The organism is Nocardia sp. NPDC051756 (assembly GCF_040681495.1).
In the GTDB taxonomy this organism is placed as follows: Bacteria; Actinomycetota; Actinomycetes; order Mycobacteriales; family Mycobacteriaceae; genus Nocardia.
Map to the genome: position 1 here is coordinate 122218 of NZ_JBFAYV010000002.1, position 13111 is coordinate 135328.

14 protein-coding genes are annotated in these 13111 nt (G+C 68.2%); 9 read left to right on the top strand and 5 right to left on the bottom strand.

The features are described from left to right. The first annotated feature begins 138 nt into the window (after positions 1-138). The 5 genes from AB0M22_RS06570 (at position 139) to AB0M22_RS06590 (ending at position 3234) form a co-directional block, all read left to right on the top strand. Entirely contained in the window at positions 139-1413 is a 1275-nt protein-coding gene (locus AB0M22_RS06570; protein ID WP_364721946.1) for a fatty acid desaturase, read from the top strand. 215 nt (positions 1414-1628) lie between these two features. After that, positions 1629-1853: a hypothetical protein gene (locus AB0M22_RS06575; protein WP_150402459.1), complete on the top strand. Its 225-nt coding sequence runs from the start codon at positions 1629-1631 to the stop codon at positions 1851-1853. Between the two features lie 52 nt (positions 1854-1905). Then, positions 1906-2073 carry a hypothetical protein gene (locus AB0M22_RS06580; protein WP_364721949.1) on the top strand — a complete coding sequence of 56 codons (168 nt, stop codon included), beginning with the start codon at positions 1906-1908 and terminating at the stop codon, positions 2071-2073. A gap of 109 nt (positions 2074-2182) precedes the next feature. Continuing rightward, positions 2183-2803 carry a 5,6-dimethylbenzimidazole synthase gene (gene bluB, locus AB0M22_RS06585; protein ID WP_364723970.1) on the top strand — a complete coding sequence of 207 codons (621 nt, stop codon included), beginning with the start codon at positions 2183-2185 and terminating at the stop codon, positions 2801-2803. A gap of 182 nt (positions 2804-2985) precedes the next feature. After that, a complete protein-coding gene (locus tag AB0M22_RS06590) occupies positions 2986-3234 on the top strand; it encodes a hypothetical protein (RefSeq protein ID WP_364721951.1) in 249 nt (82 codons plus the stop codon). A 9-nt stretch (positions 3235-3243) separates the two neighbouring features. On the opposite strand, the gene AB0M22_RS06595 is transcribed toward AB0M22_RS06590, so the two are convergent. Next, positions 3244-4536 carry an acetyl-CoA C-acyltransferase gene (locus tag AB0M22_RS06595; RefSeq protein ID WP_364721953.1) on the bottom strand — a complete coding sequence of 431 codons (1293 nt, stop codon included), beginning with the start codon at positions 4534-4536 and terminating at the stop codon, positions 3244-3246. 318 nt (positions 4537-4854) lie between these two features. On the opposite strand from AB0M22_RS06595, the gene AB0M22_RS06600 reads away from it, so the two are divergent. The 4 genes from AB0M22_RS06600 to AB0M22_RS06615 are packed head-to-tail and all read left to right on the top strand — an operon-like array spanning position 4855 to position 7721. After that, complete coding sequence (locus AB0M22_RS06600; protein WP_364721955.1) at positions 4855-5565, top strand: helix-turn-helix transcriptional regulator; 711 nt, start codon at positions 4855-4857, stop codon at positions 5563-5565. Positions 5566-5575: 10 nt separating this feature from the next. Beyond that, the gene (locus AB0M22_RS06605) at positions 5576-6013 is read left to right on the top strand and encodes a hypothetical protein (protein WP_364721957.1); all 438 of its coding nucleotides are present in this window, start codon (positions 5576-5578) and stop codon (positions 6011-6013) included. 50 nt (positions 6014-6063) lie between these two features. After that, complete coding sequence (locus tag AB0M22_RS06610; RefSeq protein WP_364721959.1) at positions 6064-6588, top strand: hypothetical protein; 525 nt, start codon at positions 6064-6066, stop codon at positions 6586-6588. Further along, positions 6585-7721, top strand: coding sequence for an MAB_1171c family putative transporter (locus AB0M22_RS06615; RefSeq protein ID WP_364721961.1), 1137 nt, complete (start codon positions 6585-6587; stop codon positions 7719-7721). Before AB0M22_RS06610 ends, AB0M22_RS06615 begins: the two co-directional genes overlap by 4 nt. A gap of 85 nt (positions 7722-7806) precedes the next feature. On the opposite strand, the gene raiA is transcribed toward AB0M22_RS06615, so the two are convergent. From raiA to mtrB, 4 genes are all read right to left on the bottom strand, one after another. Then, positions 7807-8526, bottom strand: a complete 720-nt coding sequence (gene raiA, locus AB0M22_RS06620) for a ribosome-associated translation inhibitor RaiA (RefSeq protein WP_364721963.1) — start codon at positions 8524-8526, stop codon at positions 7807-7809. Positions 8527-8753: 227 nt separating this feature from the next. Continuing rightward, the gene (locus AB0M22_RS06625; RefSeq protein WP_364721966.1) at positions 8754-9398 is read right to left on the bottom strand and encodes a ComF family protein; all 645 of its coding nucleotides are present in this window, start codon (positions 9396-9398) and stop codon (positions 8754-8756) included. Between the two features lie 124 nt (positions 9399-9522). Continuing rightward, entirely contained in the window at positions 9523-11337 is a 1815-nt protein-coding gene (gene lpqB, locus AB0M22_RS06630) for an MtrAB system accessory lipoprotein LpqB (RefSeq protein WP_364721968.1), read from the bottom strand. Beyond that, positions 11334-13082, bottom strand: a complete 1749-nt coding sequence (mtrB, locus tag AB0M22_RS06635) for an MtrAB system histidine kinase MtrB (protein ID WP_364723973.1) — start codon at positions 13080-13082, stop codon at positions 11334-11336. The genes lpqB and mtrB overlap by 4 nt, the downstream gene beginning before the upstream one ends. Positions 13083-13111 lie beyond the last annotated feature (29 nt).

The following is a 13111-nucleotide window of genomic DNA, read 5'->3' on the forward strand; positions in this document are numbered from 1 at the left end:
GCGGGAGAAGGCTTTACGCCGTAACGTCGATGCGAACGGCCTAGCATCGAATGATCGTGAACGCAATGGGAGATTTGCCATATCCGCGTTCAGGTCCGCGTAACCTACGGTCTCGTAACTTACGGTACTGTAACCGCCATGGCGATCTCGGATGTCAAGGAATACGCACATCTCACCGAGGCCGACGTGGAAGCACTCGGCGCGGAATTCGACGCGATCCGGCGGGATATCGAAGCCTCGCGCGGTGCGCGCGACGCGCGGTACATCCGCAACGTGATCCGTCTGCAACGCGCACTCGAGATCAGCGGCCGCGGCGTGCTGTTCGCCAGCTTCTTACCGCCGGCCTGGCTGGCCGGCGTCGCCCTGCTCGGCACCGCCAAGATCATCGAGAACATGGAGATCGGGCACAACGCCATGCACGGACAGTGGGACTGGATGAACGATCCGGAAATCCACTCCAGCACCTGGGAATGGGATAACGCGGGCGCGGCCAAGCACTGGAAGCACACGCACAACTACCTGCACCACAAGTACACCAACGTGCTCGGCATGGACGACGACATCGGCTACGGCCTGCTGCGCGTCACCCGGGACCAGCGGTGGAAGCCGTTCAACCTGGGCAACCCGGTCTACAACCTGGTGCTGCAGCTGCTGTTCGAATACGGCGTCGCGATCCAGCACATGGAGCTGGGCAAGCTGGCCGCGGGCCGGTTCAAGCCGGGCACCCCGGAGCGGGCCGACTTCGAGCGCAAGCGCACCGAGGCGCTCACCAAGATGGGCAAGCAGGTGGTCAAGGACTACGTGATCTTCCCGGCGCTCACCGGCCCCGCCTTCTTCTCCACGCTGACCGCCAACCTCGCCGCGAACGCGATCCGCAACGTGTGGTCCAACGCGGTGATCTTCTGCGGTCACTTCCCCGACGGCGCGGAGAAGTTCACCAAGGCCGACATCGACGGCGAGACCAAGGGCCAGTGGTACCTGCGCCAGATGCTCGGCAGTGCCAACATCTCCGGCGGCCCGATCACCCACTTCATGACCGGCAACCTGAGCCACCAGATCGAGCACCACCTGTTCCCCGACCTGCCGAGCAACCGGTACGCCGAGATCGCGGTGAAGGTCAGGGAACTCGCCGAGAAGTACGACCTGCCCTACACCACCGGCTCGCTGCCGGTGCAGTACTTCAAGGCCTGGCGCACCATCCTCAAGCTGTCGCTGCCGAACAAGTACCTGCGCGACACCGCCGACGACGCCCCCGAGACCGCCTCGGAGCGCAAGTTCGCCGGCGCCACCACCCCGGTCATCGACCCGGAGACCGGCAAGCGCCGCGGCCTGCGCACCGCACTCGCCGAGGGCCGCAAGCGCCTCACCCGCCGCCCCGCCCCCGTCGCACGCGCATTGCAACTCACGAAATAAGGCAGTCGGCCCGGATTCGCCGATCCGGGCCGCTCAGGAATGTGCGCCCTATTCGATGGATTCGAATCGACGTCCCGCACATTTCGCTGAAACATGGCACTGCCCAACAAATCTCGTGAATTCCACCCTGGCCGACGGCACCGCGTCCTGATAAATTGGGAAGCGGTTCCGGCGTCATGGGAGGACCCGGACCATTCGTAATGGGAGGGATTCACATGTTTCGTACGGTTTTCTGTGCCTGCGCCGCGGTCGCCATCGGGCTGGGCGCCGCCGGCGTCGCGTCCGCCTTCAACGGGCAATACTTCAACGGTCCCAACGCCTACTGGGATTGCAGCAGGCAGATGGATCAGGACCTGACGGACAACCCGGGTCTGCAAAGCGTCAGCTGCAAGTCCGATGGCAACGGCGGCTACACCGTGACGTTCGAGCAATGGAAGTAACGTCTTCTCTGCCTGTGCCGCCGCAGCGACCATCGGCCTCGGGGCGACCGGAGTGGCGTCGGCCTACGACGGACAGGTCTACTCCGGCCCGGATGCCGAGTGGGACTGCGCCCGGCAGCTGGAAAAGGATCTGGTCAGCACCCACGACCTGATGAGCGGTACCTGCGATCGCGACAGCAACGGCAACGTCGTCGAGCATTACCGGCAGTGGCGGCGCTGACATCCTGACCAGTGCGGGCGGCAGAATCTGTCGTCCGCACTGTCGTGTCCGGGCCGCGGGTCGCCGCCGGTGCGCGACTTGGTTGACTGACCGCATGTGTGCTGCTGAGCTGAGCGTTTACGAGGCAATCCGGACCCGGCGGGATGTGCGGGCCGAGTTCACCGGGGAGCCGGTGGACGACGCGACGCTGTGGCGGATGCTGGAGGCGGCGCATCGGGCGCCGAGCGTCGGGAATTCGCAGCCGTGGGATTTCGTGGTGGTGCGCGACCCGAGCACGCTGCGCAAGTTCGCCGATCATGTGGCGGACAAGCGGGTCGAGTTCCGGGCGGGACTGCCGCCGGAGCGCGCGGCCACCTTCGAGCCGATCAAGATCGAGGGCATCCTGGAGAGCGGCACCGGCATCGTGGTCAGCTACGACCACGGCCGCGGCGGCCCGCAGGTGCTCGGCCGCGCCACCGTTCCCGAAACCGGCGTCTACTCCGCCGTTCTCGCGATCCAGAACCTCTGGCTGGCCGCCACCGCGGAGGGCATCGGCGTCGGCTGGGTGTCGTTCTACGACCCCGAATTCCTCACCGACCTGGTCGGCCTACCCGAGGGCATCCGTCCGATCGCCTGGCTGTGCGTCGGCCCGGTGCACGAATTCCAGCAGACCCCCGACCTGGAACGCTTCGGCTGGCGCACCCGCCGCCCGCTGCACGACGCCGTCCACCACGAGACCTACCGTGTCTGACGCACACTTCCTGATCTCCCGCAGACGTTTTCGCATGCGATTCGCTGTGCGGGAGATCACCAGGTGTGCGGCTGTTGCGTGAGGATTCACAGACCCGGCGATTGGGTACGCCACTGACGGATCCATCTCGGACAATGGATTCTTCTCGCGCGCTCGGTTTTTCAGCTTCAGGAGGTTTTGCCATGGCCAACGTCGATGCCGTCCGGTTGTCGAATGAGCTCGGCATCGACCTCGCGTCCGCCATGCTGCGCCTGCGCCGCGAGGGACGGCCCGGCGAGACCAACCACGACACCTGCCTGCGCATCATCGCCGACGAGGGCGGCCGCAAACCGCAGAGCGCCCGCCGCACCTTCACCGGCTACGGCATCCGCCCGACCGCGGACGGCACGATCCCGGTGATTCCCCCGGAACGACCGCGCCGCGATCGGTAGCGCGAACCGTCAGACGCGTTCCAGGACCGCGGAGGCGCCGATGCCGCCGGCCGCGCAGATGCCGAGCAGCGCGGCGTTTTTCCCGGTCCGGGCGAGCTCGTTCGCCATCGTGGTGACCATCCGCGCGCCGGTGGCGCCGAACGGGTGACCGAGCGAGACCGAGCCGCCGTGCACATTGAGCGTGTCGAGGTCGACCTCGCCGACCGCGGTGTCCCGATCGAGGCGGGTCTTGGCCCACTCGGTGCTGCCGAGCGCGGCCAGCACGGACAGCGTCTGCGCCGCGAACGCCTCGTGGATATCGACGAAATCGATGTCGCTCAACGACATTCCGGCCTTGTCCAGCGCCCGCGGCATGGAAATCGCCGGGCCGATCAGCACCTGATCGGTCGGATCGACGCTGACGTAGCTCCACGACCGGAACGCAGCCAGCGGCCGATACCCCAGCTCGAGCGCCTTCTCCTCGCTCATCAACAGCACAGCCGAAGCACCATCGGTGAGCGGGCTGGCATTGCCGGCCGTCACGGTGCCGTTTTCGGCGAACACCGGCTTGAGTTTCGACAGTTTTTCGATGCTGGTATCCCCGCGGACCAATCCGTCGCGCGCGATCTCGGTGCCCTCGGGCGTGCGCACCCGCAGCACCTCGTCGTCGAACCGACCCGAATCGATGGCCGCGGCGGCGCGGTGGTGTGAGCGCGCGGCGAACTCGTCCTGATCGGCCCGGCTGACGCCGTGGATGCGCGCCATCTTCTCCGCCGACTCCCCCATCACCTCGCCGGTGGTCCGCTCGGCGATCTTCGGCCGGCTCGGCAGCAGATCGGTGAACGGCGCGAGCTGGGTGAGCGCGGACAGATAGTCCTTCGGCTTCGGCTTGCCCAGGGCCAGCGGCGCGGCCGCGTGCACCACCTTCTGCGGCAGCTTGACCTCGGCGTTGGAGGTCGAATCGCTGCCGCCGGCAATCATGATGTCGTATTCGCCGCGCTCGATCGCGGCCGCGGCGGAGGTCACCGCCTGCAAGCCGGACGCGCAGGCGCGGGTCACCGTGTAACCCTCGCAACCTGGATCCAACCGCAGGTCGAGGGCGATCTCCCGGGCGATGTTCGGCGCCGCGCTGGGCAGGATGACCCCGCCCCAGACGATCGCCTGCACCTGTGCGCCGGGCAGCCCGGTGCGCTCGAGCAACCCCCGGACGGCGGCATCGGCGAGCGCGATGGAGTCCATCCGCGTGTATCCGGTGAACGCACGCACGAACGGCGTGCGCGCACCGGACACGATCACGGCACGGCGAGCAGCCTTGGTGGCCATGCGATTTCCTTTCGAGAGATCTATGACCACCAAACTTACTCCATAGTAAGTTCACCGTCGACCCCCTTCGCCGACGGTGATCCCGTGCGCAGCGGCGATCCCCTCCACCGTCGCTGGTTCCGGCCTGCCGCGCGCCGTTGCGCAACAGACCGGAGGCGCCCGTCCCGACGAACGCCCCTGCTCGTCTCGGAACGCTCCGCAAGGCCGAAGTCGGAAGCGACTCGGCGCATCAGAACAGTAGCAATATTGCCACTGATTTTTCAAACACTTTCTATCGATTTGCCTTTGCCCCTGGTCGCGCCTACCCTTGAGTGCACTATGCATAGCCCTTCGGAGCTGTCGCGGCGCCAGAAGAGATTCGGCCGAATCATCAAGGAACGCCGGGACGAGCTCGGACTCACGCAGTTACAGATCGGCGACCTCGGGGGTCCTTCGGCACCGACGATTCGCAAGATCGAGGACGGCGACGCGGCGATCAGCACCACCACGCTGAACAAACTCGACGCGCCGCTGCGCTGGCTGCCGGGCAGTGCCGCGCGGACCTACGCGGGCGGCACGCCCGCCGTCGCCGACGAGCTCGGGCCGGCCGCCCGCCACCCCGGCGAGTCCGTCGTGGCCGGACCCGACTCGATCCGCTTCGAGATCGCCGACCTCACCGGCCTGCTCGCCACCGCGGGCCGGCTCAACGACGCGGTCGAGCAGGGCCGGGCAACCGACCCCCAATTGACCTCCGCGATCGACGAACTCAACCGGGTCGTCTCCAAACTCTCCGCCCGCTACGCGACCGCGATGCTCGAACGCAACGGCGGACCCGGCCGGGTGCTACATCCCCTCGTCGAAATGGCCTTCGCGCACCTGCTCGAGGTGCCTGCCGAGGCCAGCGAGGGCACCGAACTGCAGGAACGGCGATACCGGCGCTGGCTCGCCGGACGATCGGAGGACGTGGATGCTGCGACAGAAGGTCAGTTCCGGGCACGGTGGCTGGCTGCCAACCTGGCCACGACCGCGAGTCGAAACGGTGGGCACTGAGGTGACGGAGATGACGAACGGCGCGCCGGCCAACGAGGCGCTCACGCTGAGCCACAAGATCAATCGGCTGTTCGCGGTCGTGCACCCGCGCTCGGCGCCGGAGCGCAGCAATGCGACGGTGGCCGCGCAGGCCGGCGACTACCTGCGCCGCAGCGTCCCCGCGAGTCAGCTGGAACGACTACGCCGGGGCGAATTCGACGGCGAAAACGCTTCCGCCGCAGTCGAACCGGATCTGCTGGCGGCGATCGCCCAGAGTTTCGGCGTGGCCGCGGACTACCTCACCACCACCGGCCCGGCGGCCGCGGCCATCGACCGGGAACTCGAACTCCTCGCGACCATGCGCGATGCCAACGTTTCCAGCATCGCGTTGCGCGGCTCCAACGTCGACCAGTCGATTCTCGCGCGAATCATCGAGAGCACGGATGGTCCCGTACCGCCGAGTCGGTAATATCCCTACCTACATGGGGGCACCGAGCTTGCTGTAGGAGATTCGATCGCATGGCCATGCAGGCCCAGTTCCGGAACCTGACTCGGGACGTACCGATACCGCACCCGTGGGACCTGTCGAGCTACCTCGACGATGTCGCGCGATTCCGCGGCCGGGACATCAGCCTGCTGCCGATCGATACCGCGCTGCTCGCGGGCACCGGCTGCGGCACCGGCAGCGGACTGTGGATCGCCAAGCAGGACAGCGACGTCATCGTCTACGGCGCGGACACCACCGAGTGGCACGCCGAGCACATCATCGTGCACGAACTCGGCCACATGCTGCTCGGCCACGGCCCGGAGCAGCCGACCGACGGCGAGCCCGGCCGGACCACTCCGACGGTGGCCGCGGTCGCCGAACTGCTGCCGTCGATCTCCCCCGAATCCATCGCGCACGTGCTCGGCCGCACCGACTACGGCACCACCCGCGAACGCGATGCCGAGACCTTCGCCGACATGGTCATGCTGCACGCCATGCGGCCACCGCGCCGAGACTCGTTGCTGCACCGGACGTTCTTCCGCGACCGCCGTCGGTGAGCTCACCCGTTCCCGCGATCTTCGCGGTGCCGGTGATCGTTTTCGTCGTGCTGGTCGCGGCCGGACGCCGGATGTTGTTGCACCACACGATGATCGATCGACTGCTCAACCGCGCACTGGCCTGGGCCGCCGTCGGACTCGTGCTGTGGGAACGCGGAATCGCACCGCAGATCGGCAGTCTCACCCATCAACTCGCCATGGGCGCGCTCATGCTGGAGACCGCCAGCCTGTACGGCACGGCCAGGCTGTGGGCCGGGGCCGACCCGGCGACCGCTCGCGCACGGCAACGGATCTACGACCTGGCCGGCGCGGTCACGCTGTGCGTCATCCTGATCGTCGGGACATCGGCCCGCGCGCAGGGTCGGCTGCTCGGTCAGTCGCCGAGCTGGGAGGCCATCCTGGTCTGGGCGATCATGTGGTTCCCGTTGCTCGCCTGTGGCCGCCTGGTCTGGCGCTCGGCGATGCGCGAACTGCGCTGCGGCGAGGTGACCACGGCCGAGCGGCTGCTCTATGTCACGCTGCTGGCCACGATGGTGGTCGGCTGCGGCGGGCTCGCGCTCACCGCGGTGCAGCTGACCGATCGCTGGCCGATCGATGACCCCCAGCTGATCCGCTGGGCCGGACCAGCCTTCGGCGCCACCTTCCTCGGTTGCTCGATCCTGGCCGTCCCGCTGATCGCCCAGATATCGACCGTGGCGGGGTGGGATCGAACCGGACGACACTGCCGCACGCTGAGTCCACTGTGGCTCGACCTCACCACCGCGGTGCCGGAAATCGTTCTGCCACCGGACAAACCGATTCGAGCCGATGCGCGCCTGCTGCGCATGACGGTGGAAATCCGCGACGCCTTGATGCAGTTGCACCGATACCTGCCCGCCGACCCGGCGACGCTCGGCCCGCCGACCAACGAGCGCTACGCCTGGCAGCTGAAGCAGGCCATCGCGGCCAAGCGCGGCGGAACTGCACCGGCCACAGTGGCACGGGAGGCCGATCGGTTCGGCGCGCCGTCGAACGATATCGACGCCGACATCCGCCGCCTGCTCGACCTCGCACGGGCCTGGAGCAACAAGGAATCTCGCACAGCCACAACGCTTCTGACGAAGTTCGCGGCGAAGCCGAGCATGGACGGATGATGGCCTTCAACGACCGAGGCGGGTCTCCGGGCACCCAACTCGAGCGTTGACTGCCCGGAGAGGTGGATAGGGTGCGGACCCTGGACTATGCGAGCCGGATGAGGCCGTAGTCGAAGGCGTGCCGGCGATAGACAACCGACGGTCGGTCGGTCTCTCGGTCTTGGAAGAGGAAGAAGTCATGGCCGACGAGTTCCATCTGGTAGAGGGCGTCGTCGACGGACATCGGGGTCGCGGTGTGCACCTTGGTGCGAACGATATGGCCGGGTCCGGCCGCGTATTCCGAGTTTTCCGGCAGGTCGTCGGTGCGACGGCGGGATTCGCCGTCGGGGTGGTCGTGCGCGACAGAGGCGCCGTTTCCGTTCGGCTGGGTGAACAGCGAGTCGTCCACCAGATCGGCGGTCGCCTGGGCGACGGAGACGGGGGTCTTGTCCCCGTAGTGCACCTTGCGGCGATCCTTGGTGCGGCGCAGGCGGCTTTCCAGCTTCGCCGTCACCGACTCCAGCGCGGCATAGAAGCTGTCGGCGCAGGCCTCGGCCCGCACGATCGGGCCCTTGCCGCGCGCGGTGATCTCCACCCGCTGACAACTCTTGCGCTGCCGACGATTTCGTTCGTGGAACAGCTCGACGTCGAAAATGAAAATGGACGGATCGAAACGTTCGAGCCGGGAGAGTTTCTCCGCGACATAGATTCGAAAGTGATCCGGAACTTCGACATTGCGACCCTTGACCACGACGTCCGCGCGGGGCGTCTTGGTTCGGTCCGCAACGGATTGTTCGGTCACGTCCAAGGTGCTGTCATCCAACACCGAAGGATCGGCGTCTTGCACTGAAGGTCGTGAAGAAGTCGTCACGCGTACCTCCCGAATATGGCCGCACAGACAACGTGCGTGCGGCGGGAATGAGCCGTGCCGATCGACGATCTCTCGGCACATGATGTCCGAGGCGCCACCTCCAAACTCCCGGTTCGGGTGTGTGTTCGCGACGCTAGTACGACATCGGGGAGTGCGCCAGTGTTCACGCAAATTTCCCGGAGTCAAGCAGCACAGGTAACCAGTACCGCGCGTGTCGGCAGGCCGATCCGAGCCAGCGCGCGCACCGACTCGCGCGCGGTGGCCCCGGTGGTCAGCACATCGTCGACCAGCACTACCTCGGCGTTTGCCGGAATCCGCGGTGTGGCCGCGCGACCGGGTAGTGTGGTGACCCGGCCGTGCAGATTGTGAGCCCGCTCACCGGGTGTCAAGCCCACCGAATCCCGCACAGCCCACCACACTCGGAGCACGGATACCATCTGGCTATCGGGCAGCCAACTCGCGGCTACCCGCGCCGCGCGTAACACCGGATCGCCGCCCCGCCGGCGCGCGGCGATCGTGCGGCTCGGTGCGGGGACGAGCACCAGCGGCCGATCCCCCGCCCGCAACCGCGTGAGCGCACGGGCCAGCGCGAGCCCGAGCGGCTCGGCCAGATCCCGTCGGCCGCGCTCCTTGGCCGCCAGCACCGCCCGCCGCCCCGGCCCCGCGTACGGCCCGAGCGCCCAGCACGGCACCCCCGGATCGGTCCGCGGCCACACCCGGATCGGCGGGCCCGCGAGCGCCGCCGCACAGTCGGCACACCAGCCGACACCGGCGACCCGGCAACCCGCGCAGGCAGCGGGCAGAATCAGATCCAGCAAGGTCCGCATCGCCCGAGTGTCCCCGCACCCACCGACAAACCGTCCCGATCCACCACAGCCGCACGGCTTTTGACAAACGCACGCGTGTCAGGACGGCGAGTCGGGGTGCGGGAAATCAGGACTGGTGCGGCTGTTACCCGGGCAGCACCGGGACGGCGTTCGCGCCGAGACCGGGCACCTCGCGCCAGTACGGCTCGCCACCGTCCGGGTTGCTGGTCAGCTCCAGCACCGCGCGCGAATCGGCGGCGTACTGATGTTCCGGGTTGGCGCTGACCTGCCGCACCGGCGCGGTCAGGTTCCGGCTGGTCTGCGGGGTCGGCTGCGACCCGTCGATGGACACGGTGCCGACCGGGTCGACATTGCCCTCCCTGGAGATGATCAACCGGTCGCTGCCGAACCAGGACAGCGACACCGCGGCCGCGCTCGAGTTGACCCCGACGGGCAGCGGCGAAGCCAGCGCAAATCCGCCACCGGGCTTCGGAATGACCACCGCGACATAGACTTTCCCGTCGGCGATCAGGGCCGCTCGTACCCCGCTGCGGGCGATCCGCAGCTCGGTGATCGGCGCATGGAAGGCCGACCCGGAGGTGAGCGCCGAGGTGTCGACGTCCTGCACCGAGACGGTGTTGGTGGACCGGTCGTGGACCGCGCGGATCACCCGCTCGCCATCGATCACAGCCCACGCGGCGGTGCCGTCGATATTCCAGGACGGCCGGGTGATGGTGTTGCCCGCGGCGACCGGAATCGCGTTGCCACCGTAGGTGCCGATCATCAAGGTGCGCGCCGGGTCCGGCGGGGGCCGTCCGGCGTCCGCGACACCGGCGACCAGCTGACTGTCCGGCGACAGCGCCGCGGACAGCAGGTTGTTCACCGTGCCGAAGTAACCGGGCGCCGGGGTGATCGGCGCGTTGTTCTCCGGCACCTGCACCAGCACGCCGCCGCGCAGCGCGTGCAGCCCGACCTGACTGTTCCCCTGCGTCGGCTGGCTGTACTGCTGCACATCGGCGACCGCCCAGCCGCTGCCGGTGAACCGGTCGTCGAACGGCTTCCCGTCGGCCAGCAGCACATACGGCCCGAGGATGTCCGCGCCGGCCAGGGTGAGCACCACCTGCGCGGCGAGCAACTCCCGATCGTGCGGATTGAGCGCCGAGGCGCCGGCGAAGTCGATCTTCACCCCGCCGAGCCCGACGCCGACGTCGTCCGGATCGCCGTTGGCCTTGGTGATGGGACCGCGCAGGGTGATCGGCGCGGCCAGCTCGTTGCGCAGCACCGGGGCCAGCGCGGGCTGGGTGCCCTCGCCGAGCATGGCCAGCAGCCGCTGGGTCAGCTGCGCCTTGGGCACGGCGGCCCAGCGCAGGTCGGGCACCACCACGCTGCTGGTCGGGTCGACGAAGTAGAGCACATAGCGCCGGTACATCTTGCCGAACGCGATGGCGTCCATCACGACGCCGTCGGGCAGCTCGTCGATGCGCCACTCGTCGTTGACCTTGGTCATCTCGATCTTGTTTTCCAGCGGCGGGTCCGCCGAGGCCCGGTACGCGCCGTTGCTGTCCAGGTCGGCGATCTTGCGCGCCCGGATCCGATAGGTGGCCTTGTCGCCGGTGCGCGACTCGCGCAAGGTATCCGGCTTCTCCACGATCGTGGTGCCCGCGGAGTCGTCCCACTGCGCCGCGGCCGACGGGGTCATGTACTGCCGGGCCGCCAGGTGCCGGTTCGCCGGGTCGGCGGTGGCCAGCAGGAAGTCGCGCAACAGCAGATCGGGATCGCGCCCCTGGGTGGGCGGCGGCGGGCCCTCGGAGGTGGGCTCACGGTTGATCGTGCCCAGCGCCTGCGGCGCCGAGGATTCCGGCAGGCTCGCACACCCGGACAGCACGACCAATGCCGCGAGGGCCGCCGCGCCGAACGCGAACAGCCGCTGCGTCTTCGCCGAACCGACACGCATGCTCATGACGGTACGTCCCCTGATTCGTTCACCGCGTCGGCCCCCGCCGACGTCTGCGCCGCGCCCGGCGCCGGATGCGCGACGGCCGACGAGCCGTTCCCCGTCGACGGCGTCGCGAGGCCGTCGACCGAGGTCGGGCTCGGTTCCGGCGCAACCGAATTCGGCACGATCTCCAGTTCCGCCTGCCGCACCACGACCTGCTTGCGCACGGGTTCCAGGGACAGCGGGCTCGCGCCGAGCTTCTTGCCGCGCACCAGCGGCAGGGTCAGCCGGAAGCTCGCGCCGATCCCGACCTCGCCCCATGCCTCCAGCCTGCCTTCGTGCAGATTCGCGTCCTCGACGCTGATCGACAGCCCGAGCCCGGTGCCGCCGGAGCGGCGCATCCGGGACGGATCCGAGCGCCAGAACCGGTTGAAGACCAGCTTCTCCTCGCCCGGCCGCAGGCCGACGCCCTGGTCGCGCACCACCACCGAGACCGCGTTCGCGTCCACGTCGCCGCGCATCCGGATCAGCACCGGCTTGCCCTCGCTGTGGTCGATGGCGTTGGCCAGCAGATTGCGCAGCACCCGCTCGACCCGCCGCGGATCCACCTCGGCGACCAGCGGTTCCTCCGGCATGTCGATGACCACCTCGACCCCGGCGTCCTTGGCCAGATGCCGCACCGTGGAGATCGCCGCCCGCGCGCACATCCGCACGTCCAGCGATTCGACCTGCAATTCGGCCACACCCGCGTCGTGGCGGCTGATCTCGAGCAGATCGTTGAGCAGGCCCTCGAACCGGTCCAGCTCGTTGACCAGCAGCTCGGCGCTGCGGGCCAGCGCGGGATCCAGGTCGTCGCTGCTGCCGTGGATCAGATCCGCCGCCATCCGCACCGTGGTCAACGGCGTGCGCAGCTCGTGGCTGACGTCAGAGGTGAACCGGCGCTGCAGGTTTCCGAATTCCTCCAGCTGGGTGATCTGATTGGACAGGCTCTCGGCCATCTCGTTGAACGCCTGCGCCAGCCGCGCCATGTCGTCCTCGCCGCGCACCAGCATGCGTTCTTTCAGCCTGCCGTCGGCGAAGCGACCGGCGATCCGCGCCGCCGACCGGATCGGCAGCACCACCTGTCTGGTCACCAGCGCGGTGATCGCGGCGAGCAGGACCAGCAGCACGATGCCGCCGATCAGCATGGTGCCGCGGATCAGCGACAGGCTGCGGGCCTCGGTGGCCAGCGGGAAGATGAGATAGATCTCCAGCGTGGGGATTTCGGTGCTCGGGCTGCCGATGATCAACGCCGGACCGCGATAGCCGCTGGAGTCGGAGACCGTGGTGAACTGGCGGCTGACCTGTCCGCGCCGGACGAAGTTGCGCAGCTCGTTGGGCACGTCCTGAATCGGCCCCGCCGCGACTTCCTGCTGGCTCGGGCCGACCATCGCGAGCACCACGTCGTAGCTGCCCGCCACGCCGGTCTGCGGGCCGCCGTCGCTGGACAGCGCGTTGCGCGCCGGCGTCAGCTGGTTACCCGTGTCGTGCGTGCCGACCAACTGGCTGTGCACCGCGTTGCGGGCGCGGCCCATCTCCTCGACCGCTGCGTTGATCTTGGTGTCCAACATCCGGTTGGTGATCTGATCGGTCAGCACCACACCGAGAATCGTGATCACGATCAACGACAGGGTGATCGTCGAGACGGCCACCCGCAGTTGCAGCGAGCGCTGCCAGAGATGACCCAGGAGCGTGCCCAGTTCGGTGAACCGGGCACCTATCGCCGCCAGCCGCCGCTCCAGTTGGTTTCTGGAGCGAT

Excerpts from the sequence above, each read along its gene's own strand:
- AB0M22_RS06570 (WP_364721946.1), top strand. The coding sequence starts at position 139 with ATGGCGATCTCGGATGTCAAGGAATACGCACATCTCACCGAGGCCGAC.
- AB0M22_RS06575 (WP_150402459.1), top strand. The coding sequence starts at position 1,629 with ATGTTTCGTACGGTTTTCTGTGCCTGCGCCGCGGTCGCCATCGGGCTG.
- AB0M22_RS06590 (WP_364721951.1), top strand. The coding sequence starts at position 2,986 with ATGGCCAACGTCGATGCCGTCCGGTTGTCGAATGAGCTCGGCATCGAC.
- AB0M22_RS06595 (WP_364721953.1), bottom strand. The coding sequence starts at position 4,536 with ATGGCCACCAAGGCTGCTCGCCGTGCCGTGATCGTGTCCGGTGCGCGC.
- AB0M22_RS06600 (WP_364721955.1), top strand. The coding sequence starts at position 4,855 with ATGCATAGCCCTTCGGAGCTGTCGCGGCGCCAGAAGAGATTCGGCCGA.
- AB0M22_RS06605 (WP_364721957.1), top strand. The coding sequence starts at position 5,576 with ATGACGAACGGCGCGCCGGCCAACGAGGCGCTCACGCTGAGCCACAAG.
- AB0M22_RS06610 (WP_364721959.1), top strand. The coding sequence starts at position 6,064 with ATGGCCATGCAGGCCCAGTTCCGGAACCTGACTCGGGACGTACCGATA.
- AB0M22_RS06625 (WP_364721966.1), bottom strand. The coding sequence starts at position 9,398 with ATGCGGACCTTGCTGGATCTGATTCTGCCCGCTGCCTGCGCGGGTTGC.
- lpqB (WP_364721968.1), bottom strand. The coding sequence starts at position 11,337 with ATGAGCATGCGTGTCGGTTCGGCGAAGACGCAGCGGCTGTTCGCGTTC.